This window comes from Lentzea alba (assembly GCF_011067745.1).
GTDB lineage: Bacteria > Actinomycetota > Actinomycetes > Mycobacteriales > Pseudonocardiaceae > Lentzea > Lentzea alba.
Map to the genome: position 1 here is coordinate 499,377 of NZ_JAAMPJ010000001.1, position 21,838 is coordinate 521,214.

The following is a 21,838-nucleotide window of genomic DNA, read 5'->3' on the forward strand; positions in this document are numbered from 1 at the left end:
GTGCGTAACCTGCCGAGCGCCGGATTGCTCCGTACGGCTACCTATTTGCGACCGGATTGGTGAGCGTGCCGAGGCCGTCCACAGTCACGGAGACCGTCTGTCCGGCCCTCATCGGCCCCACGCCCGCCGGCGTCCCGGTGAGGATCACGTCGCCGGGAAGCAGCGTCATGACGGCCGAGACGTACTCGATGAGCGACGGAATGTCGTGCACCATCAACGAAGTACGTCCGTCTTGCTTGACTTCCCCGTCAACTTCCGTGACAACGCGGACATCCGAGGGGTCGAACTCCGTTTCGATGAACGGACCCATCGGACAGAACGTGTCAAAACCCTTGGCACGCGTGAACTGCACGTCCTTCTTCTGCAGGTCGCGCGCAGTGACATCGTTGGCGATGGTGTAACCCATGACAACGCCGGCAGCTTTCGCCTTGGGCACGTCGCGGCACGGCTGGCCGATGATGACGGCCAGTTCGCCCTCGAAGTCGACGCGCTCGGACGCCGGCGGGATCTTGATCTCGACGTTCGGGCCGATCACCGAGGTGTTGGGCTTGAGAAAGACCAACGGCTCCGCGGGGACCTCGTTGCCGAGCTCGGCGGCGTGGTCCGCGTAGTTGCGGCCGATGCCGATGATCTTGGTCGGCAGGATCGGCGCCAGCAACCTGACGTCGGCCAACGGCCACTTCCGGCCGGTGAACGTGGGCGTGCCGAAGGGGTGTTCGGCGATCTCCGCAGCCTCTTCGCCGTGAACAGCGACAAAAGCTACGCCTTGCGGGTGAGCTATCCGAGCGATTCGCACAGTGCCAGTTTACGAGTAACCGGACCAGCGGGGCCGTGCGCCTGGAGGTGAGCGCTTCGCGCGATGTGTACGTATACCTCTCTAGACGTGTCCCGCACGCATCGCCTTGTGGACCAGTGCGTCGCACAGCGCGAGCCAGGAGGCCTCGACGATGTTTCCGTGCACACCCACAGTGGTCCACTCGCGTTCGCCGTCGGTCGACTCCACCAGTACGCGCGTCACGGCGTCCGTGCCGGGGTGCTCGGTGAGGATGCGCACCTTGTAGTCGGCCAACTCCACGGTGTCCAACCAGGACAGGTGCGGCAGCAACGCCTTGCGCAGGGCCGCGTCCAGAGCGTGCACGGGACCGTTGCCCTCGGCGGTCGCGATGACTCGCTCCCCCGCCACGTGCACCTTGACCGTGGCCTCGGACACGATCTCGCCGTCCGAGCGGTGGTCCAGCACCACCCGGTAGGACTCCAGCGTGAACGGAGGAGTGTCCAGTTGGGACAGCTCGCCACGCAGGAGCAGTTCCATCGACGCGTCGGCGGCCTCGAACGACCAGCCCTTCGCCTCGAGTTCCTTCACCCGCTTGAGAGCGCTCCCGACCTCGGCTGACCGGCCGGTCAGGTCGAGCCCGAACTCACGTCCCTTGAGTTCGATGCTCGCCCGACCGGCCATCTCGGTGACCAGCACCCGCATGTCGTTGCCGACGATGTCCGGATCGATGTGGTTGTACAGCTCCGGATCCACCTTGATCGCGCTCGCGTGCAGACCCGCCTTGTGAGCGAATGCTGACGACCCGACATAAGCCTGGTGGGTGTCGGGTGCGATGTTCGCGATCTCGGCCAACGCATGGGAGACACGGGTGAGCTCGGCCAGTGCCCCGATCGGGAGCACGTCCATGCCGAACTTGGTCACGAGGTTTCCCACGACGGCGAACAGGTCCGCGTTGCCTGCTCGCTCGCCATAACCATTGGCGGTGCACTGAACGTGCGTCGCGCCCGCCTGAACGGCCGCGAGGGTGTTCGCCACGGCACAGGACGTGTCGTCCTGGCAGTGGATTCCCACGCGGAAACCGGTCTTCTCGATGACCTCCGCGACCGTCTCGGCGAGACCCAACGGCAGCTGCCCGCCGTTGGTGTCGCACAGCACAACGACGTCCGCGCCACCCTCCACAGCGGACTCCAGCACGCGCAGGCTGGTGTCCGGTGAGAACGCATACCCGTCGAAGAAGTGCTCGGCGTCGAGGAAGACGCGCCTTCCGTGATCCTTGAGGAACCTCACGGTGTCGCGCACCATCCTGAGGTTCTCGTCGGCGTCCGTCCGCAATGCGCGTTCGATGTGCCTGAGGTCCGACTTCGCCACCAGCGTGACGACCGGCGCCTGGGCGTCCAGAAGTGCCTTGACCTGCGGGTCTTCCTCGACCTTGACCCCGGCCTTGCGGGTGGCGCCGAACGCGACCAGCTTGGCGTGCTTGAGATCCAGGTCACCGGCCGCCGCCCGTGCGAAGAACTCCGTGTCCTTCGGCATCGCGCCGGGCCAGCCGCCCTCGATGAACCCGACGCCCAGCCCGTCCAGCAGGCGCGCGACCGCGAGCTTGTCCGTGACGGAGTACGAAATGCCCTCACGTTGTGCGCCATCGCGCAACGTCGTGTCGTAGACGTGGAAGTCGTCGGTCGGGCCGGCCATCGGGGTCATCTCCTCATCCGGACAAACAAAAAGACCCCCCGCGGGATGCGAGAGGTCTGCGCGTCGGGTGCCAGGGGCGGCAACTACCCGACGCGCTCGTCAATAATCGTGGCGATGTGCTGAGCCATGACCGGGATGCTGCCACAGCTCAGCACGACGTACCAAGCGACGGGAGGAAATCTCCCACTATCTGGTCACCCATTCACGCTTGTGACAGTCACGCCTGGGACAGGTACTTCGCGAACGCCTCGACCGACGCCGGGTTGCGCGGCCCCTCGACCAGTGCCGCGTACGGCAGCGCGTAGAACCGCTTGTTCTTGATCGCCGGTGAGTTGGCCAGGGGCGCGAACCCCTCCAGGAACGCCTGCTTCTGCGCGGGCGTGTTCGCCTCGCCGTCGGCGTAGTCCACGATGAGCACGACGTCCGGGCCGCGCTCCACGACCGTCTCCCAGTTGACCGTGGTCCAGCTGTCGTTGAGGTCGCCGAAGATGTTGTCCCCGCCTGCCTTGCTGATCACGTCCTGCGGCGCCGCGTTCTTGCCGGAGGTGAACGGCTGGTCCTGGCCGCTGTCGTAGAGGAACACCTTCGGCCGCGGCTTGCCGGCCATCAGCTTGCCCGCGTCCTCGATCTGCTTCTGGTAGCCGCTGATCAGCTCCTCGGCCTTGGCGTCGACGCGGAAGATCTTCCCGAGGTTGCGCAGGTCCGTGTAGAGCGCGTCCAGCGCGGGCATGATGCCGCGCTGCTTGCCGACGCCGTTGCGGCACGCCTCGGTGAGCTGGTAGGTGCCGATCCCCAGCTGTTTCAAGGCATCGGGCGTGAACCCGGTGCTCTCGCTGAACCCGTAGTTCCAGCCGGCGAACACGAGGTCGGCGTTGGCGCCCTGCACGACCTCCTTGGAGATCTTGTCGGCGAGCTTGCGCGTGCTGTCGAAGTCCGCCTTCCACGGCGAGGTCTGGAGGTCGACGGTGTTGTTGCCGTCCACCACGTACCCGGCCATGCGGTCCTCGAGGCCCAGCGCGAACATCAACTCGGTGATGCCGGTGTCGTTGGTGACCACTTTGGACGGCACCTTGTCGAACGTGACCTGCTGACCGCAGTTCGTGATGGTCACCGGGTCGGACTTCGAGGTCTCCTGCGCGACCGTGGCGCCGCAGCCGGAAACGAGGAGCGCGGCGGCGGCGCACAGAGCGGCGGTTCTCAAGGGGTGACCTCCTGGTCGAACAGGAGCTGGGGAACTCCCGTGGTGGGGTGTCGGACGACGTGCGCCGTGACGTGGAAAACCTTGGCGATCAGCTCGGGGACCAGGACCTCTTCCGGGGTGCCGGACGCGACGAGGCGGCCTTCGTCGAGCACGTACAACCTGTCGCAGTAGGACGCGGCCAGGTTCAGGTCGTGCAGGACGGTCAGCACGGTGACGCCCAGCCCGCGGGCGAGGGCCAGCACGTCGAGCTGGTGACGGATGTCGAGGTGGTTGGTCGGCTCGTCCAGCACGAGCACGCGCGGTTCCTGGGCGATGGCGCGGGCGATCAGCACGCGCTGGCGTTCGCCGCCTGACAAACTCAGGAAGCTGCGCGAGGCCAGACCCGACAGGTCCACTGTGGCCAGTGCGTCGCCAACGATCCGACGGTCGCGAGCCGAGTCGCGTTCGTGTGGCAGGCGGCCCATCTCCACGACCTCGGCCACCGTGAAGTCGAACTCGACCTGCGACTCCTGGGTGAGCGCGGCGAGGTCACGCGCCAGCTGCTGTCTCTTGTGGACGTTCACGCCGTCGATCAGCACGGCTCCGGCGTCCGGCTTCATGGCGCGGTAGACGCAGCGCAGCGTCGTCGACTTGCCGCTGCCGTTCGGGCCGACGATGCCGACGACCTCGTCGCAGGCCGCCAGCGTGATGTCGGTGATGATGCCCTGGACGGTGAGCCCGTCCGCCTCGACCCGCATCAGCGTCCTCCGAACACGTAGGCCCTGCGGCGCATGAGGAAGATGAAGCACGGCACGCCGATCGCGGCCGTGATGACGCCGAGCGGCAGCTCTTCCGGCGCCGCGAGCATGCGGGCGGCGACGTCTACCCACACCAGGAACGAAGCTCCGGCGAGGGGTGCGAGCGGCAGCACCTTGCGATGGTCCGCGCCCACGACCATGCGGGTGAGGTGCGGCAGCATCAGCCCGACGAAACCCACCGCGCCGCTGACCGCCACCAGCACACCGGTGATGCCGGCGGTGACGACGAACAGGTGCGTGCGGAACCGGTTGACCTCGACGCCGAGCGTGGTCGCGGTCTCGTCCCCCATCGCCAGCGCGTTCAACGGCCGCGCCTTGGCCAGCAGGTAGACGATCCCGAGCGCGGTCACGACGGTGGCGACGGGCAACGACTGCCAGTTCGCCCCGCCGAGACTTCCGAGCAACCAGAACATGGCCGCGCGCGCCGCGTCACCGCGCGGTGCCTGGAACACCAGCAGCATCGCCACGGCGGAGAACCCGTACGCCAGCGCGGTTCCGGTCAGCACGAGCCGCAACGGTGTGAGCCCTCGGCTCGTGCGCGCGGTGAGGTAGACCAGCGCGGTGGCGCCGAGGCCGGTGAGGAAGGCACCGACCGACAACGCGTAGACGCCCAGGCCGGACAACACCCCCAGCGTCGCGACGGCCGTGGCGCCGACGCTCGCACCGGACGAGATGCCGAGCACATAGGGGTCCGCCAGCGCGTTGCGGACCATCGCCTGGATGGCCACGCCGACCGTGCTGAGCCCGGCGCCCACCACCGCCGCGAGCAGGACGCGGGGAAGCCGGATGTCCCAGACGATGTGGTACTGACCGGCGAGGTCGGCTGGCACGGTGCCGCCGGTCAGGGCCGCCCACAGCAAGTCGAGGGTGACGCCGAACGGAACGGAGACGGGGCCGAGCGCCACGCCCGCGACGATGCTGACGGCGAGCACGCCGACGAGCGCGCTGATCTTCGCGATCACAAGGTCCCTTCCCGCAGTCCACGGCAGGAGTCGGAGAAAAATCTCTGTGGCCGTGTGCGGGTATTCGGGCTCGTCCCACCGGGATGGGACCTACCGTTGCGGGTCAGCGCCGGACTTCGACCGGACTTCCCCCGTGCACGACGTCTGCACTCTAACCCACGTTCTACAGGGCGCCTCCCGCGCCGAAGTCCGGTTCGAAGCGCCGGAAGTACTCCATGCAGTTCGCCATCTGGTGCTCGACGAGGCCGAACTTCGGGGTGTCGTGCGGTTCCAGCATCGCGAGCACGTCGACGGACTCGGTCGCCTTCTCGCCGGGCACGAGGACCTCGGCCCGGTCACCGGGGAAGATGGACACCTTGTGCCCGACGTGCCACACGTCCCGCCGGGAGCCCTTGACCAGCACCTTCCACGGCGGGTTGTGCTGCTCGGGGTCCTCGAGCTGGCCGCGGATCTTGAGCAGGGCGTCGAACACGGACTCCCCCGTGGCCATCTTGCGGCCGAACGGGCCGTAGACGGCCATTGTGATCTCTTTCATGGTCCGCGCCTGCCACACGACGCGGCCGACCCAGAGCTGCTCCTTGCCCGACGCCGGATCCTTGCCGTAAAGCGGGAGGTCGCGCGAGACAGCCGGGAACTCTCCGTCCTTCGTCCACTCCGGCAGCTCCTCCACCGGCGCGGGTCGCGAGGGTGGTGCCGGTGGGGCAGGTGGCCTCATCGCGCGCGGCGGTTGTGGCGGTGGCGGTGGCGGCAGTTGGCGGTGCGGCGGACGCGTCGGGTGTTGGGGACGCATCGGCGGTTGTTGCGGGTGCATAGGTGCAGGCTCCTGGAGATCGCCGGGCGTCAGGCGTGCTTGGCCATGATGTCGCGCATCATCTGCCGCTGTTCGTTCATCGCGCGCTGCATCGCTTGTTGTTCGTGTTGAGGCAGGCTCGGCAGCACGTCCTGCATCCGGGCGACCGAGGCCTGCAGCTGGAAGTACTCGCCGCGAGCGGGTTGCGGCAGGTCTTCGGGCTCCCTGACCTTGGGCTGTTCGTCCGGCTCGCGCTTCGGTTCCTCGGCAGGCGGGTCGGGCTCGCGCTGCTCGGGTTCCCGGTCGTGCGACGGGAGGTCGTCCGGGTCTGTCTTCTGTGGACCGAACGGCTCGTCGGGGTGCGGGTTGTCGAAGTCCGGGGTGTGCGAAGGCGGCTCGTAGTCGGCGCGGTGCCACGGCGGCAGGCCGTCGTCGACGTGCTTGCCGAGCTGGGTGGCCGCCTGCTCGGTCGCCTCGCGCGCGGTCGCTTCCATCGCCTCACGGGCGATCGCCTTCTCCGCCGTGCCGGCCAGGCCGGCGCCGTCGGTCGCGATGGCGATGGCGATGTCGCCCACCAGCTGGCCCGCCGCGCCGAACGGGTCCTTCTTCCACTCCTCGAAGTTGAGGATGCCTTTGACGGCCTCGGTGGGGTGCGTGACCATGTGCACCATGCCGGCGGCCTGCTTCATCATGTTCGCCGCGTACTCGCCGGGGTGCATCATGTTGTACGGGTCGAGCGGGTTTCCCGCCCGGACCAGCTGCACCAGGCTGGTCACAGACCTGCCCAGGCCGTCGCCGAACTTCTCCATCTGCTCGGAGGTCTTCTCGAACGTGTCCTCGAGCGTGGCGGCGAACTTGGAGAGGAAGCCCGGTTCCGCGGGCGCCTTGTCCTTCGCCTTGTCGATCACCGACGCGGCCTGTGCGCCCGCGTCCTTCAACGCCTTGCGCGCGTCGGCGAGGATCCGCTCGGCCTGTTCCCGCTTGGCCTTGCCGGGATCGCTGAACGGCGCGAGCGGGGCCGGTGCGGCGTCACCGTTGAACACGGCGTCCAGCGCGGCCTTCTCGTGCTGCGACGACGCGGCGTCGTACTGCTTTTCCGCCGCCTCCGTCTCCGCCTTCGACTCGTTGTAGAGGCGGATCGCCTCGGCGGCGTCCTGCTGGGCGCGTTCGACCGCGCCCTTGTAGGTCGTGAGCGCGTCCACCGCCGGCCCGAACGCCTCCGCGGCGTCGCGCCACTTCGGCGTCTCCTTGGAGAAGTAGCCGCCGAACTTCTCGGCCGCCTCTCCCGTCCAGTGGCCGACGTCCAGTTTGGACACTCCGGCGTACGCCTCCTGGCAGGCGACCGAGAGCTTGCGCAACCCGTTCGCCGTCTCTTCGAGGGTCGCGACGTCGCCGGGTACGAGCTCCTTGGGGTTGTCGGTGTCACCGAGCTCGCTGCGTCCGAAGAAGCTCACGACCGATCACCGGCCTTCTTGAACGAGGTCTCGGTGCCGGTGAGGTCGTTGACGGACGAGTCCCACGCGTTCTCGAAGCCTTTGGTGACGTGGTCCCACTGCTCGCCGGCCGTGCTCTGGTTCAGGCCGGACTTGCCCAGGTCCTCCCACGACTGCTTGGTCGGGTCGGTGTGGGAGTGCGGGTTTCCGAGCAGGAGCTGGAACGCCTCCTTGGCCTTGTCCTCCGCCTTCTCGTACACGCTCTTGGTGTCGGTCAGCGCGGACACCATCTCCGTGCCTTCCTTCACCAGGTGCCGCAGCCCCCACCGCCACCGTTCGAAGAACTCCTCCAACGCGTCGGCGAGCACCTCGTCACCGCACTCGTCCTGGTCCGGGCAGAGGATCCCGAACGTGGACGTGGTGGACGCGAGATGGCCACCGTCCGGCGCGATCTCCTTCAGCGCGGCGACCGTGTCGTTGATGCCCTTGATCGCCTGCCCCATGGCGCCGAGGTCGACGCCGAACCCGGTCACGCGTCCACCGCCAGCTCGTCGGAGACGATGCCGCGCACCGGCGGCAGGCTCATCATGTGCTCGGCCCCGTTGTCGAACACGACACCGGTGGGCCTCGGCAACGCGGGCAGGTAGTGGTCGAGCAACCTCTCCCCGGTGACCGCGAGGTAGTCGGCCTCCGTGCTCTCGCCTCTGGCGGCGAGATGCCGTTGCAGCAGTTCGGGACTGGAGAACGCGGCCAGCCAGTTCAGTCCCTCGATCGTGACGACCGGCAGGGACAGCGGATCGATCCGCTGCAGGTAGACCGTGCTCTCCCGGAACGCCCTCACGAACGCTTCCGGGTCTCCCCCGCCTTCGCGGTAGCGCCGTGCGTGCGCGACCGCCTCGTTTTCGTTGTGCATGCCTCTCCCGTTTCACCAATCCCCCCAGATCGGCAGCGCCGTACGTTACCGGCGGCTCACAGTCCGTGTTGGCCCAGTTGGACAACTGAGGTCGGCGTCACCATCTGAACTGGACAAACAGGAACTTTGAAAAAAGTTCGAGGCTCGTGTCGATCCGGCGCCGAGTCCGTTCGACCTGTGGATGCCAAGGCCCCGAGGGCCGACGAGACACGAGGGAGACACACCGTGAAGTTCATGATGATCTGGCGCGCCACCGACGAGGCCTTCGCGAACATGGGCGAGTTCGACTTCGACAAGATGCTGGAGACGGTCGGCCGCTTCAACGAGGAGATGATCCGCGCCGGTGTGCTGCTGGCCGCGGAGGGTCTGGCCGACCCGTCCGAGGGTGTCGTCGTCGACTACTCCACCGAGCCGCCGGTCGTGACGGACGGCCCGTACGGCGAGACCAAGGAGCTGTTCAACGGCTTCTACATCATCAACGTCGCGTCGAAGGAAGAGGCGATCGAGTGGGCCAAGCGCGCCCCGATGACCGGCCCCGGCTTCAAGACCGAGATCCGCCGGGTGCCCACGATCGACGAGTTCCCGCAGGACAACGAGTGGATCCAGAAGGAGCGCGCGTGGCGTGAGGCCAACGGCCAGCTCTGACCGAGCGGAGAACGCCGAAGCCCCGGCCGGAACATCCCGGCCGGGGCTTCAAAACGTCTGAGAACTCAGCCCGTGCGCACGTTCGACGACACGAGCGCCGCGAGCCGGTCACCGATCGCGTAGGTCGCGCCCGGCGACTGGTGGTCGCGCGTCGCCAGGTCGAACGCCACGGAGGCCTCGATCCGGCGCGCCGCCTCGTGCTCGCCCAGGTGGTCGAGCAGCAGCGCCACGGACAGCACGGCCGCGGTCGGGTCCGCGATGCCCTGGCCCGCGATGTCCGGTGCCGAGCCGTGCACCGGCTCGAACATCGACGGGTTGCGCCTCGTCACGTCCATGTTTCCCGACGCGGCCAGGCCGATGCCACCCGTGACGGCGGCGGCGAGGTCGGTCAGGATGTCACCGAACAGGTTGTCCGTCACGATCACGTCGTAGCGGCCGGGGTCGGTGACCAGGTGGATCGTCGCCGCGTCGACGTGCTGGTACGCCACGGTGACGTCCGGGTGCTGCAGCGAGACCTCCTCGACCACGCGCGACCACAACGAGCCGGCGTGCGTGAGGACGTTCGTCTTGTGCACCAGCGTCAGGTGGCGACGCGGACGGTTCGACGCGCGGGCGAAGGCGTCGCGGACGACGCGCTCCACGCCGAACGACGTGTTGAGCGAGACCTCGGTCGCGATCTCGTGCGGGGTGTCCTTGCGCAGCAGACCACCGTTGCCCGCGTACGGGCCCTCGGTGCCCTCGCGGACCACCACCATGTCGATCTCCGGCGGGTCCGCGAGCGGGCTGCGGACTCCGGGGTAGAGACGGGCGGGGCGGAGGTTCACGTGGTGGTCGAGCTCGAACCGGAGGCGCAGCAGCAAACCGCGCTCCAGGATTCCGCTCGGCACCGACGGGTCGCCCACCGCGCCGAGCAGGATCGCGTCGTGCTGGCGAAGCTCTCCCAGCACCGACTCGGGCAACAACTCTCCCGTGGCGTGCCAGCGCGCCGCGCCGAGGTCGTAGCGAGTGATCTCGGCCGCCGGAACGACCTCGTTGAGGACCTTCAGGGCCTCAGCGATGACCTCGGGCCCGATCCCGTCTCCTGGGATCACTGCGAGCCGCATCCACACACCTCCCAGGTGTTCCGTCCCCAATTAGTGGGACTACTTTCCTTCGCGAAAGGCTACCGGCATCACGGCCACTCGCCGCATGCCGGACACCCCTTCGGGGTGTTCTCTCCCGTACTGCGGGACACCCACACGGCCCATTCCGCACTTTCGGGTGTCACTCGATCGCAGGAACGGGGTCGCGTCAAGGGGTGACGGCTGCCAGTCCCACCCTGTGACCGGCCCGAAAACGGACAGAAGCCCGGTCCCCGCGAAGGGACCGGGCTTCCGGCTCGAACATCGGACCTAGTAGGACCCGCGTCCGCTCGACTTCACCAGGACGACCGACGCGCGGTCACCGTTGGCGTTGTGGTGGTTGAGCACCAGCAGGCCGTCGGACTTGTCGGCCTTCAGCGCGGCCTCGTCCTTGTTCACCACGAGCGCGGTGCCCGGCTTGGCGAGGTACGAGAGCGCCGCGTCGCCGCCGCCCTGCACCCACAGGCCCGGCTTGAGCGGGTCGTAGGACAGGTTGCGGTCGATGACGTCGATCAGCTTGTTCGCGTTGCCCGGCGCCGGGTAGTAGCCGCCGACACCCGCGACGTACGAGATCCGCGACGTGTCCTTCGTCGGGTCGATGCCCAGCGCCGTCAGCAGCACCGGCAGGACGACGACGTTGGTGTCCTGGACGTTCGAGTCGACGTCGCCGAACAGGCCGTTGACGCCCTGGATGTCGACCGTCTCGCCCGTCTTCAGGTTCGTCGTGGACGCGACCAGCACGTCGGTGTCGGTCATGCGGGTCGCGAACGTCTCGAAGTCCGCGGTGCCGTCACCGTCGACGTCGATGTCGATGAACGGGACGGTGTTGACGCCGAGGTTGTACCAGTTGCCCCACGTCGCGACACCGAACGCGAGCAGCGCCTCCTCGGGCTTGCCCTGCGCCTTGGCCAGCGGGGCCGTGGAGGCCGCACCGACGTAACGCAGGTCGCCGCCCTTGGCGGTCTCGTTGAGCGCGCACTTCTCGGTGACGTTGCGCTTGCAGTCGCGCAGCTTCGGCGACTGGGCCTGCAGCTCGAGCACGCTGATCAGCGAGCGGTAGGCCTGCGCACCGGTGCCCTGGTCGACGCCCTTGCCGGTCAGGTTCAGGATCGACTGCGTGTCCTTGCCCCGGAACTTGAGGCTGGAAGCGGTCTTGATGTCCGCCACCGGCTTCGGCGCCGAGTAGACCGACAGACGCAGCGGCACCGTGGCACCGGCGGTCGGCGTGAGCGTCACGCGCCCCGAAGCGTCCGCGAGGAACTGACGCGGCACGCCGAGCTGGTCGGCCTGGACGGTCGAGTCGACCGTCTTGCGCAGCGCCTTCGGGTCGTCGATCTTCAGGGTGACCTTGACCTTCGCGACGCCGCGCGGGCTCAGCTTCACCTTGTCCTGCGAGAGCACGTAGCTCACGCCGGGGATCGACGTGGCGGCCGTGTAGCCGAGCTTGTACTCGACGGCCTTCGTGGACTTGTTGACGATCTTGATCGTCTTGCTCTTCGAGACCGGCTTGGCGACCTCGACGACGCCGAAGTTCGCGCTCACGTAGCCGGGGTCGTCCTCGACGTAGGCCAGGACCTGGTTGTCGATCGCGGACTTGCCGTCCACGCGGCCGGTGCCGACGCGGTTGGGGGCGTAGGTCTTGCCGTCCTGCTGCACGTCCGCACCCGCGGTGTTCATGATCGCGGCCTTGACCTCTTCCAGCGTCCACTCCGGGTGCGTCTGGCGCACCAGGGCGGCGATGCCGGCGACGTGCGGGGACGCCATCGACGTACCCGAGATCACCGAGCGGTCGTTGCCGGAACCGACGGCGGTCGACGAGATCGTGTCACCGGGCGCCGCGACGTCCGGCTTGATCGACTGACCACGGGTGCCGCGGCTGGTGAACGAGCTCGGCGTGTCCGAAATGGACTGGTCGTAGGTCGGCACCGTGGTGCGCAGGACGCCCGCCATGCGGACGTTCAGCGTGCCCGCGTCCAGCAGCGGACGCACCTGGTTGGTGGCGTCGCCGGTGAACTGGAACACCGGGATGGTCGCGTTGCCCGCGATGCCCGCGTTGAAGTTGTTCAGAGTGGACGAGAGCACCACGCCCTCGGCACCCGCGGCCTGCGCGTTGTTGGTACGGCCACCGGAACCACAACGGCGCGACGCGTCGTTGTCGTCCCACTCCAGCCACACGAACTTGCCGGCGAGGTTCTCGGTGATCGGCTGGCAGCCGTCGAGGTTGCCCGCCTGGGTCAGCTTCACGACCGGCCGGGTCTTGTCGTAGCCCAGGTAGCCGGTGAAGTTCTGGCTGTACTGGCCGGGCTGCGCCTTGTCGTTGGCCACGGCACCGTCCCGCAGCACGAACGAGTCGCGCACGGACGCCACGGTCAGCGCCTCGGGCGTGTTGCCCGGCGAGCCGCCGATGTCGTAGAGGTCGCCGCCGTTGCCCGCGGAGAAGACCGGCATGACGCCGACCTTGTACAGCTTCTTGACGAAGAGGCTGTCGGGGTCGTCCGGGGCGCCGTAGTCGGAGCCGAGCGACAGGTTGACCACGTCGAGGTGGTCGGAGAAGTCGCCGTCGCCGTCGGGGTCGAGCGACCAGTCGAGCGCCTGCGAGGTGACGTTGGTCGAACCGTCGCAGCCGAAGACCTTCAGCGCGTAGATGAGGGCCTTCGGCGCGGTGCCGGGGCCGATCTTCATCGCGTTGAGCTTGTCGGCGTCGAGCTTGGTGTAGTCGCCCTTGAACGTGCTGCCGTCGGCGTTCTCACCGAAACCGGCCGTCGTGCCCGCGACGTGCGAGCCGTGGCCGTTGCAGTCGATCGGGTTCGGGTCCGGCTTCGGCGTGTTGACCGCCGGGTCGGTGCTCGCCCCGTCGTACTCCTCGCCCACGAAGTCGTAACCACCGACGACCTTCGCGGTCGGGAAGTTCGGGTCCGCCGCGCGCGGGTTGACCGCGCGGAACGCGTCGACCGTGCCCGGACCGCCGAAGTTCGCGTGGGTGTAGTCCACGCCGGTGTCGATGATGCCGACCCGGACGTCGTCACCGAGCTTGCCGTACTGCTGCCAGACGTTGAGCGTCCTGGTGAGCTGGACGGCGTTCGAGTTCTGGCGCTTCTTCGGCACGACCGGGTAGACGGCGAGAACGTCCTGGCGCTGCGCCAGTTCGCGAATCTTCTGCGCGTCCGCCTTCACGACGACACCGGGAACACCGTTGGAGGTGCGGTAGACCTCCTTGGTGGAGGTGTCCGCGGCCTTGAGCTGGCCGACGACCTGGTCGACCGTGGCCGCCACGTCGGTCTTCGCCTGCTTGGCGGCCTGCTTCGCGACCTCCTTGCCCTGGCTCTTCTTCTCGTCGAACGCGTCGACGGCCGGCTTGCGGTCCAGCGCGACGAACGCGGTGACCTTGCCGACGGAGTTCAGCCTGGGAGAAACCTTGAGCTGCAACGCTTTCGCGTCCAGCCCGTGTGCACCCTTGACCGGCTGCGCGAGCGTCTCGCCCTGCGCCTGTGCCGTGGCGGGTGCGATCAGCAGTGTGGTGATGGCAGAGAACACCACCAGACTCGATCGTCTCTTCACAACGTTGCCCCAACCGAGGTGTGTGCTTCCGACCCGAATGCAAACGTGCCGCGCCCTCTACGGCACCGGGTCAACCTCGTGGGGACGCTAATCCCTGATCGCGTGTCTGCGACTGCCCCGAAAGTATGAATATGTTCTACAGATAGTTGCCTGTTACGACTTCGTTGTGAACGACGATAGCCACGGGAAGGGGACTTTGCCGTCCCCTTCCCGGTTTGTCGTGACTATCCGAAGTCGACAGAGCGGACCGTGCGGGCGCCGACAGCGGCCCCGATCGGGTCGAGCACGGCGGTGTCCACCGGGCGGTCCACGCGCAGCACCATCACGGCGTCCGCGCCGGTCTGGCTGATCTGCGCGGCCTCGATGTTCACGCCGGCCTCGCCGAGCAGCGTGCCGACCGTGCCCATGACACCCGGACGATCCGGGTACTCCAGCAGCAGCACGGTGCCTTCGGCCCGGAGGTCGAAGTTGCGGCCGTTGATGTTCACCAGCTTCTCGACCTGCGCGATGCCGCTGACCGTGCCGGAGACGCTGAACGTGCCACCGTCCGCGTGCACGGCCTTGACCGTGACGAGGCTGCGGTGGTTCGGGCTCTCGGTCTCCTTGACCAGCTCGACGTTCACGCCCAGGTCCGCGGCGAGGCTCGGCGCGTTCACGAACGTCACCTGCGACTCGACGACCTTGGAGAACACCCCGCGCAGCGCGGCCAGCGGCAGGATCTCGACGTCCTCATTGGACAGTTCGCCGCGGACCTCGACGGTGACGCTGGTCGGGGCCTTCGGCGACAGTGCACTGAGGACGGTGCCGAGCTTCTGCACCAGCGGCAGGTAGGGACGCACCTCTTCGCCGACCGCGCCGCCCTGGACGTTCACGGCGTCCGGCACGAACTCGCCGGCGAGCGCGAGGATGGTGCTCTTCGCGACGTCCGTGCCCGCGCGGTCCTGCGCCTCGGCCGTGGACGCGCCGAGGTGCGGCGTGACGACGATGCCCGGCACGTTGAACAGCGGGCTCTCGGTGGTCGGCTCGGTGGAGAAGACGTCGATGCCGGCGCCGCCGACCTGGCCTTCCTTCACGGCCTCGGCGAGGGCTTCCTCGTCGATGAGCCCACCGCGGGCGGCGTTGACGATGATGACGCCGCGCTTGGCCTTGGCCAGCTGCTCGGCGCCGATCAGGCCCTTGGTCTCCGGCGTCTTCGGGAGGTGGATGCTGATGGCGTCCGCGCGCTCGAGAAGCTCCTCGAGGGTGACGAGCTCGATGCCGAGCTGGGCGGCGCGCTGGGCGGACACGTACGGGTCGTACGCGATGAGCTCGACGCCGAACGCGGCGATGCGCTGCGCGAACAGCTGGCCGATCTTGCCGAGGCCGACCACGCCGACCGTCTTGCCGTTGAGCTCGACGCCGTTGAACTTGCTGCGCTTCCACTCGTGGTTCTGCAGCGTCTCGTGCGCGGCCGGGATCTGCCGCGCGACGCTGAGCAGGAGGGCGACCGCGTGCTCGGCGGCACTGACGATGTTGGACGTGGGCGCGTTGACGACCATCACGCCGTTCGCCGTGGCCGCCGGGACCTCGACGTTGTCCAGGCCGACACCCGCGCGGGCGACGACCTTGAGCTTGCGGGTGGCGGCGAACACCTCGGCGTTGACCTGGGTGGCGGACCTGACGAGCAGGGCGTCCGCGTCCGCGACGGCTTCGAGGAGGGCCGGGCGGTCGGTGCCGTCTACGTGGCGCACTTCCACGCCGTCGCCGAGAGCGTCCAGAACGGACGGTGCGAGTTTCTCGGCGATGAGGACAACAGGTCGGCTCGTGTTGGTCACGGACATCGCTCCCAGAACGGTTGGATCGTGGGGCGCGGGCGTGGTCGAGGCGGCTGACCCGCGCCGACCGGGCACCGCAATGTGTCCGGACTGTTAACGAGCATAGACAGGGGGCTTGCCAGGGCCTTTGGCGGGTGGCTCAGGTCACTCGCGGTGTCTTGGGGGGTGGGACGCGGTGTGCGCTGGTTGCCGTTGGGGGCGGATTGAGCGGGTGGACACCTGGCTTGCGTCGGGTCGCCTTGCGTGGGCGGTTGCGTGCGCGGGTTGACGGCCGGGTCATTTCATCGCCGCTTCGCGACGATTGCGATTGGGGCTTGACTTCGGGGCCCTTGCGAGGCGCACATCGGCCTGTAAAAGCCGGGCTGATAGAGCGCCCGGCCGATCCGAACACGGTAGCACCTCGCACCCAAAGTCAAGCCCCAATCGCGCAGTGGTTGCGTCATGACCGCTTGGCCAGCGCGGTTCACCCTATTGTGGTCGCCTTTGGGCGTTATCTTGTCGTGATCTTGCGGTAAAGTAGAACACGTGATCGAAACCCGACTCCTCCCCACCGGCGAGCTGCTGCGCAGTCTCGTCGACGAGGTGAAGGAAATCCGGGTTCGTGAGAATGCTGTCTTGCAGATGATTGCCGAGTTGGATCGGCGTGGGGCTGCGAGCGAGATCGGGTACAAGAATTTGCCGCAGGTGTTGCGGCACGCGGTCCGCTGGGATCTCACCACGGCCAAGAAATGGGTCGCGAACGCCGGAATGCTGAGTAGCGAGATCACGCCGACCGGCAGTGAGCTCGCTCCTGAACTTCCGGTGACTGCTTCTGCTGCGGCCGAGGGTGTGCTGTCGGTCGAGCATGTCGCGGTGGTCGCCGAGGTCACGAAGGCGCTGCCTGCCGAGGCCGAAGACTCCGTGGTGGGCTTCGCTCGGGAGCATGAGCCCAGTGCGGTGCGCGCGTTCGGCAAGGAACTGGCCTACCGGCTCTACCAGGACGACCCCGAGCCTCGCGATCCTGAACCCGCGCCGCAGGTCAACCAGCATGTGATGAGCTGGAAGAACGGCATGCTGGAGATCAAGGCACTGCTGGACACGGTCACCGGTGCCAAGTACCAGGCGCTGCTCGATCCCCTGGCGAAGCCACACCCCGAGACCATCCAGGACGGCCCCAACCTGCGGCCACGGGCCGAACGCGAGGGCGATGCGCTGGCCGAGCTGGTCGATCTGATGCTGCGTGCTGACCAGCTGCCCGAACATGGTGGCGAGCCGGTCACGCTCACGGTGACCATGCGCTACGACGACCTGGCCGGGCAGGTCGGTCAGGCGACGCTGGACAACGGCGAGCGCCTCCCGGCCGAGCAGGTCCGTCAGCTGGCGTGCAGCGCGGGCATCATCCCGCTGCTGTTGGGGGCGAAGTCGCAGCCGATGGACATCGGCCGCAAGACCCGCACCTTCACCGCTGGAATCCGCCGGACCCTCGTCGCCAGAGATCGCGGCTGCGCTTTCCCTGGCTGCGGCATACCACCCAGACAATGCGACGGCCACCACGTACGTCATTGGTCGGACGGCGGCGACACGTCAGTCGACAATGCCGTCCTACTGTGCCGCCACCATCACACGCTCATCCACCAAAGTGAATGGGACGTGACAATGGAGCATGGCATCCCCACGTTCTATCCTCCCCGCTGGCTCGACGAAGATCGCAAGCCTCGGAGAAATCTTCTCCATGCCGCCGTCTGATCGCCACGGGTAATGTCGTGGCGAAGCGAAGCGAGCCGTCTTCCTCTTTGTCGCGCTGGGCAAGCGGTCATAAGGTGACCATCGCGCGATTGGGGCTTGACTTTGGGTGCGAGGTGCTACCGTGTTCGGATCGGCCGGGCTCTCTATGCCCGGCTTTTGAAGGCCGATAAGCGCCACGCGAGGGCCCCGAAGTCAGCCCCAATCACAATCGTCGCGAAGCGGCGATAAATGGATCCGGCCCGTCAACCCGCCCACGCAACCACCCACGCAAGGCGACCCGACGCAAGCCAGGCGACCCCTCCGCTGGAACCCTCGCCAGCCCACCCCGCGCGAAAACCGGCTGACCAGGCCCTCGGCGCCTTGCTAGCTTCCGCTCATGACGCGCCTGACAGAACTCAGGACCGGATTCCGCGAGGACCTCCGCGGGACGTCCGTCCGGCACTTCTCCACGGTCGAGGAGCTCCGGACCGGCGTGCTCGTGACGGCAGAAGAGTTGATCGCGGCCACCGGCGCACGTCGCCGCGCGGATCGTGTCGTCGGGAGTGACGTGCGGGCCGGTCGGGGGCCGCGGTCGCGCGATCGGTTCGCAGGGTTGGGGCTGCTCACCAGGGCTCGTCGAACTCCCCGTCTTTGGCGCCCGCTACGAAAGCGTCCCACTCGGCCATCGTGAAGACGAGGACCGGTTCCAGCTGCTTGGAGTTGCGCATGGCCACGTAGGTGGCGCCGTCGGTGTGCGGCACGAAGGCGATCTCGACGTGGCCGTCCTCCGGTTCGGGCTCCGGCGGGCGCTTCCACTCCGCGGCGCGGAGGTCGAGGTTGCCTCGCACGTGAGCCTTGTCGTCGTAGATCGGCGCACTTTCGGTCATGGGACAGAAGTTAGCGCATCCAAAAGAGCGGAAACGCCCGCGGCGCGTCACACGCGCGCCGCGGGCCTCCCATGAGGAAAGACTCAGGCGGTCTCGGTGATCGGGCGGTCGACCCACGACATCATGTCGCGGAGCTTCTTGCCGGTCGCCTCGATCGGGTGGTTCTCGCCCTCCTGCTGCAGCTTCTTGTAGTTGGCGCGGCCGTTGTCGTCCTCGCCGACCCACTCGGAGGCGAAGGTGCCGTCCTGGATCTCGCCCAGGATCTTCTTCATCTCCTCCTTGACCGAGGCGGTGATGACGCGCGGGCCGCGGGTCAGGTCGCCGTACTCGGCCGTGTCGGAGATCGAGTAGCGCATGCGGGCGATGCCGCCCTCGTACATGAGGTCGACGATCAGCTTGAGCTCGTGGAGGCACTCGAAGTAGGCGACCTCGGGGGCGTAGCCCGCCTCGGTCAGCACCTCGAAGCCGGCCTGGACGAGCGCCGAGGCACCGCCGCACAGGACGGCCTGCTCGCCGAAGAGGTCCGTCTCGGTCTCTTCCTTGAACGTCGTCTTGATGACGCCGGCGCGGGTGCCGCCGATGCCCTTGGCGTAGGACAGCGCCAGGGCCTGCGCGCCACCGGACGCGTCCTGCTCGACGGCGATGAGAGCGGGCACGCCCTTGCCGTCCACGAACTGGCGGCGGACCAGGTGGCCCGGGCCCTTCGGGGCGACCATGGCGACGTCCACACCGGACGGTGCGGTGATGAGGCCGTAGCGGATGTTGAAGCCGTGGCCGAAGAAGATCGCGTCGCCCTCCTTGAGGTTCGCGGCGATCTCGTTGGCGTAGATGTGGCGCTGGGCGGTGTCCGGCGCCAGGATCATGATCACGTCAGCCCACGCGGAGACCTCGGCCGGGGTGCCGACCTCCAGGCCCTCTTCCTCGGCCTTGGCGCGGGACTTGGAGCCCTCCTGCAGGCCGATGCGGACCTCGACGCCCGAGTCGCGCAGGGACAGCGCGTGGGCGTGGCCCTGGCTGCCGTAGCCGATCACGGCCACCTTGCGGCCCTGGATGATGCTCAGGTCGGCATCGTCGTCGTAGAAGATCTCGACGCTCACGGTATTTCCTCTCTAGAACTTCTTATCGCACCGCGGTGGCGGTGATGGAACGAGCGCCACGGCCGATGGCGACCATGCCGGACTGGACGATCTCGCGAAGCCCGTAGGGCTCCAGCATGCGCAGCAAGGCGTCGAGCTTCTCAGAAGTGCCCGTGGCCTCGATCGTGACGGCCTCGGGCGAGACGTCGACGACCTTCGCGCGGAAGAGCTGAACGGTTTCGAGGACCTGCGACCGCACCGTCGCGTCCGCACGAACCTTAATCAACACCAGTTGCCGCTGAACGGAAGCGGTGGGCTCCAGCTCGACGATCTTGATGACGTTGATGAGTTTGTTGAGCTGCTTGGTCACCTGCTCCAGCGGCAGCTCGTCGACCGACACCACGATCGTCATGCGGGAGATGTCGGGGTACTCGGTGCGGCCGACCGCGAGCGACTCGATGTTGAAGCCGCGGCGGGAGAACAGGCCGGCGACGCGTGCGAGCACACCGGGCTTGTCCTCGACCAAAACGCTCAGCGTGTGCCTGGTCATCACAGATCCTCGTCGAACAGGGGGCGGATGCCGCGGGCGGCCATGATCTCGGAGTTGCCGGTGCCCGCCGCGACCATCGGCCACACCTGGGCGTCCTTGCCGACGACGAAGTCGACCACGACCGGCCGGTCGTTGATCTCCAGCGCCTTCGCGATCACCTCGTCCACCTCCTCGCGCGACTCGGCGCGCAGACCGGCACACCCGAGTGCCTCCGCCAGGAGCTTGAAGTCTGGGATGCGGTGCTTGTGCGTCCCCAGATCCGTGTTGGAGTACCGCTCGCCGTAGAACAGCGTCTGCCACTGCCGGACCATGCCGAGGTTGCCGTTGTTGATCACGGCGATCTTCACCGGCAGGCCCTCGATGGCGCAGGTGGCGAGCTCCTGGTTGGTCATCTGGAAGCAGCCGTCACCGTCGATCGCCCACACGGTGCGCGAGGGCTCGCCCGCCTTGATGCCCATCGCGGCCGGGACGGCGAAGCCCATCGTGCCGAGGCCGCCGGAGTTGATCCACGTGCGCGGGTGCTCGTACTTCACGAACTGCGCGGCCCACATCTGGTGCTGGCCGACGCCCGCGGTGTAGATCGTGTCCGCCGGGGACAGCTGACCGATCCGCTCGATGACGTACTGCGGGGACAGCGTGCCGTCCTCCGGCCAGTCGTAGCCGAGCGGGAACGTCTCGCGCAGCGAGTTCAGCGTGTCCCACCACGGCGTGAGGTCGACGGCCTTGACCGCGTCGCGCTCGGTGCGGACCGCGTCGATCAGCTCGGTGATGATCTCCTTGCAGTCGCCCACGATCGGGACGTCCGCACGGCGGTTCTTGGAGATCTCGGCCGGGTCGATGTCGGCGTGGATGATCTGCGCGTCCGGCGCGAACGAGCCCAGCTGGCCGGTGACGCGGTCGTCGAACCGGGCGCCCAGGGCGATCAGCAGGTCCGACTTCTGCATCGCCGCGACGGCCGCGACGGTGCCGTGCATGCCGGGCATGCCGAGGTGCTGCTCGTGCGAGTCGGGGAACGCGCCGCGCGCCATCAGCGTGGTGACGACCGGGATGCCGGTGTCCTCCGCCAGGCGCAACAGCTCGGCGTGGGCGTCGGATTTGATCACACCGCCACCGACGTACAGCACCGGCTTGCGGGCGTTGACGATCAGCTTGGCGGCTTCGCGGACCTGCTTGCCGTGCGGCCGGGTCGTCGGCCGGTAACCGGGCAGGCGCAGCTCGGGCGGCCACGAGAAGCTGGTCTGCTCCTGCAGCACGTCCTTGGGGATGTCGACGAGGACCGGGCCGGGTCGGCCGGTCGCCGCGATGTGGAACGCCTCCGCGATCGCCCGCGGGATCTCCGCGGCGTCGGTCACGAGGACGTTGTGCTTGGTGATCGGCATCGTGATGCCGCAGATGTCCGCCTCCTGGAAGGCGTCCGTGCCGATCAGCGGCCGCGACTGCTGGCCGGTGATCGCGACGACGGGCACGGAGTCCATGTTCGCGTCCGCGAGCGGGGTGACGAGGTTGGTCGCACCCGGTCCCGAGGTCGCCATGCAGACCCCGACCTTGCCGGTGGCCTGCGCGTATCCGGTCGCCGCGTGTCCCGCGCCCTGCTCGTGGCGGACGAGGATGTGCCGGACCTTCGTGGAGTCCAGCAGCGGGTCGTACGCGGGAAGGATCGTCCCGCCGGGAATGCCGAAGACCACTTCGCAGCCGACCGCTTCAAGGGACCGGACGAGCGACTGAGCACCGGTTACACGAATCGGTGCGCCCGTCGGCGGGGCCGGTTTGGGCCGCGGACCTGGACGTGGCGACGTGGGCTCGGAAGCCTGTCGCGATGGTGCGCTGGTCATCATTGCCTCGTGGGTATCGGGGTCCGGACACGAAAAAACCCTCGACAACCCGAAGTTGGGTCGTGCGAGGGTCGCGCGTCGACGCAGG

18 protein-coding genes and 1 riboswitch are annotated in these 21,838 nt (G+C 67.8%); of the genes, 2 read left to right on the forward strand and 16 right to left on the reverse strand.

Going from position 1 to position 21,838, the window contains the following annotated elements:
• Positions 1 to 37 precede the first annotated feature (37 nt).
• The 9 genes from G7043_RS02410 to G7043_RS02450 all read right to left on the reverse strand — a co-directional run bounded on the left by G7043_RS02410 (position 38) and on the right by G7043_RS02450 (position 8,563).
• A complete protein-coding gene (locus tag G7043_RS02410) occupies positions 38 to 796 on the reverse strand; it encodes a fumarylacetoacetate hydrolase family protein (RefSeq protein ID WP_166043381.1) in 759 nt (252 codons plus the stop codon).
• Positions 797 to 877: 81 nt separating this feature from the next.
• Positions 878 to 2,467: a citramalate synthase gene (cimA, locus tag G7043_RS02415; RefSeq protein WP_242641824.1), complete on the reverse strand. Its 1,590-nt coding sequence runs from the start codon at positions 2,465 to 2,467 to the stop codon at positions 878 to 880.
• A gap of 217 nt (positions 2,468 to 2,684) precedes the next feature.
• Positions 2,685 to 3,668 (reverse strand): ABC transporter substrate-binding protein, encoded by a 984-nt coding sequence (locus G7043_RS02420; protein WP_166043385.1) that lies wholly within the window; start codon positions 3,666 to 3,668, stop codon positions 2,685 to 2,687.
• Positions 3,665 to 4,405 (reverse strand): ABC transporter ATP-binding protein, encoded by a 741-nt coding sequence (locus G7043_RS02425; protein WP_166043388.1) that lies wholly within the window; start codon positions 4,403 to 4,405, stop codon positions 3,665 to 3,667. Before G7043_RS02425 ends, G7043_RS02420 begins: the two co-directional genes overlap by 4 nt.
• Complete coding sequence (locus tag G7043_RS02430) at positions 4,405 to 5,427, reverse strand: FecCD family ABC transporter permease (RefSeq protein ID WP_313887671.1); 1,023 nt, start codon at positions 5,425 to 5,427, stop codon at positions 4,405 to 4,407. The genes G7043_RS02425 and G7043_RS02430 overlap by 1 nt, the downstream gene beginning before the upstream one ends.
• Before the next feature lie 38 nt (positions 5,428 to 5,465).
• Positions 5,466 to 5,594: riboswitch (cobalamin riboswitch) on the reverse strand.
• Positions 5,591 to 6,097 carry a hypothetical protein gene (locus G7043_RS02435; RefSeq protein WP_166043390.1) on the reverse strand — a complete coding sequence of 169 codons (507 nt, stop codon included), beginning with the start codon at positions 6,095 to 6,097 and terminating at the stop codon, positions 5,591 to 5,593. It overlaps the preceding riboswitch by 4 nt.
• Before the next feature lie 170 nt (positions 6,098 to 6,267).
• Positions 6,268 to 7,671 (reverse strand): putative T7SS-secreted protein, encoded by a 1,404-nt coding sequence (locus G7043_RS02440; RefSeq protein WP_166043392.1) that lies wholly within the window; start codon positions 7,669 to 7,671, stop codon positions 6,268 to 6,270.
• Entirely contained in the window at positions 7,668 to 8,183 is a 516-nt protein-coding gene (locus G7043_RS02445) for a hypothetical protein (protein WP_166043394.1), read from the reverse strand. Before G7043_RS02445 ends, G7043_RS02440 begins: the two co-directional genes overlap by 4 nt.
• Positions 8,180 to 8,563 carry an SseB family protein gene (locus tag G7043_RS02450; RefSeq protein WP_166043396.1) on the reverse strand — a complete coding sequence of 128 codons (384 nt, stop codon included), beginning with the start codon at positions 8,561 to 8,563 and terminating at the stop codon, positions 8,180 to 8,182. The genes G7043_RS02445 and G7043_RS02450 overlap by 4 nt, the downstream gene beginning before the upstream one ends.
• A gap of 225 nt (positions 8,564 to 8,788) precedes the next feature.
• Here G7043_RS02450 and G7043_RS02455 point away from each other — a divergent pair, with 225 nt between their 5' ends.
• Positions 8,789 to 9,208, forward strand: coding sequence for a YciI family protein (locus G7043_RS02455; RefSeq protein ID WP_166043398.1), 420 nt, complete (start codon positions 8,789 to 8,791; stop codon positions 9,206 to 9,208).
• A 65-nt stretch (positions 9,209 to 9,273) separates the two neighbouring features.
• Here G7043_RS02455 and G7043_RS02460 read toward each other — a convergent pair whose 3' ends face one another.
• The 3 genes from G7043_RS02460 to serA form a co-directional block, all read right to left on the reverse strand.
• The gene (locus G7043_RS02460; RefSeq protein ID WP_166043400.1) at positions 9,274 to 10,311 is read right to left on the reverse strand and encodes a 3-isopropylmalate dehydrogenase; all 1,038 of its coding nucleotides are present in this window, start codon (positions 10,309 to 10,311) and stop codon (positions 9,274 to 9,276) included.
• A 288-nt stretch (positions 10,312 to 10,599) separates the two neighbouring features.
• On the reverse strand, positions 10,600 to 13,869 hold the full coding sequence (locus G7043_RS02465; RefSeq protein ID WP_207310700.1) for a S8 family serine peptidase: 3,270 nt from the start codon (positions 13,867 to 13,869) through the stop codon (positions 10,600 to 10,602).
• Between the two features lie 242 nt (positions 13,870 to 14,111).
• Positions 14,112 to 15,701, reverse strand: a complete 1,590-nt coding sequence (gene serA / locus G7043_RS02470; protein ID WP_166043404.1) for a phosphoglycerate dehydrogenase — start codon at positions 15,699 to 15,701, stop codon at positions 14,112 to 14,114.
• 525 nt (positions 15,702 to 16,226) lie between these two features.
• Here serA and G7043_RS02475 point away from each other — a divergent pair.
• Complete coding sequence (locus tag G7043_RS02475; RefSeq protein WP_166043406.1) at positions 16,227 to 17,426, forward strand: HNH endonuclease signature motif containing protein; 1,200 nt, start codon at positions 16,227 to 16,229, stop codon at positions 17,424 to 17,426.
• Between the two features lie 602 nt (positions 17,427 to 18,028).
• Here G7043_RS02475 and G7043_RS02480 read toward each other — a convergent pair.
• The 4 genes from G7043_RS02480 to G7043_RS02495 all read right to left on the reverse strand — a co-directional run bounded on the left by G7043_RS02480 (position 18,029) and on the right by G7043_RS02495 (position 21,750).
• Positions 18,029 to 18,292: a DUF397 domain-containing protein gene (locus G7043_RS02480; RefSeq protein ID WP_166043408.1), complete on the reverse strand. Its 264-nt coding sequence runs from the start codon at positions 18,290 to 18,292 to the stop codon at positions 18,029 to 18,031.
• Positions 18,293 to 18,375: 83 nt separating this feature from the next.
• Positions 18,376 to 19,389, reverse strand: a complete 1,014-nt coding sequence (gene ilvC, locus G7043_RS02485) for a ketol-acid reductoisomerase (RefSeq protein ID WP_166043410.1) — start codon at positions 19,387 to 19,389, stop codon at positions 18,376 to 18,378.
• 22 nt (positions 19,390 to 19,411) lie between these two features.
• Entirely contained in the window at positions 19,412 to 19,918 is a 507-nt protein-coding gene (gene ilvN, locus G7043_RS02490) for an acetolactate synthase small subunit (protein WP_030467896.1), read from the reverse strand.
• Positions 19,918 to 21,750, reverse strand: a complete 1,833-nt coding sequence (locus G7043_RS02495; RefSeq protein ID WP_166043412.1) for an acetolactate synthase large subunit — start codon at positions 21,748 to 21,750, stop codon at positions 19,918 to 19,920. The genes ilvN and G7043_RS02495 overlap by 1 nt, the downstream gene beginning before the upstream one ends.
• Positions 21,751 to 21,838: the final 88 nt, after the last annotated feature.

Excerpts from the sequence above, each read along its gene's own strand:
- cimA (WP_242641824.1), bottom strand. The coding sequence starts at position 2,467 with ATGGCCGGCCCGACCGACGACTTCCACGTCTACGACACGACGTTGCGC.
- G7043_RS02425 (WP_166043388.1), bottom strand. The coding sequence starts at position 4,405 with ATGCGGGTCGAGGCGGACGGGCTCACCGTCCAGGGCATCATCACCGAC.
- G7043_RS02450 (WP_166043396.1), bottom strand. The coding sequence starts at position 8,563 with ATGCACAACGAAAACGAGGCGGTCGCGCACGCACGGCGCTACCGCGAA.
- G7043_RS02460 (WP_166043400.1), bottom strand. The coding sequence starts at position 10,311 with ATGCGGCTCGCAGTGATCCCAGGAGACGGGATCGGGCCCGAGGTCATC.
- G7043_RS02480 (WP_166043408.1), bottom strand. The coding sequence starts at position 18,292 with ATGACCGAAAGTGCGCCGATCTACGACGACAAGGCTCACGTGCGAGGC.
- ilvN (WP_030467896.1), bottom strand. The coding sequence starts at position 19,918 with ATGACCAGGCACACGCTGAGCGTTTTGGTCGAGGACAAGCCCGGTGTG.
- G7043_RS02495 (WP_166043412.1), bottom strand. The coding sequence starts at position 21,750 with ATGACCAGCGCACCATCGCGACAGGCTTCCGAGCCCACGTCGCCACGT.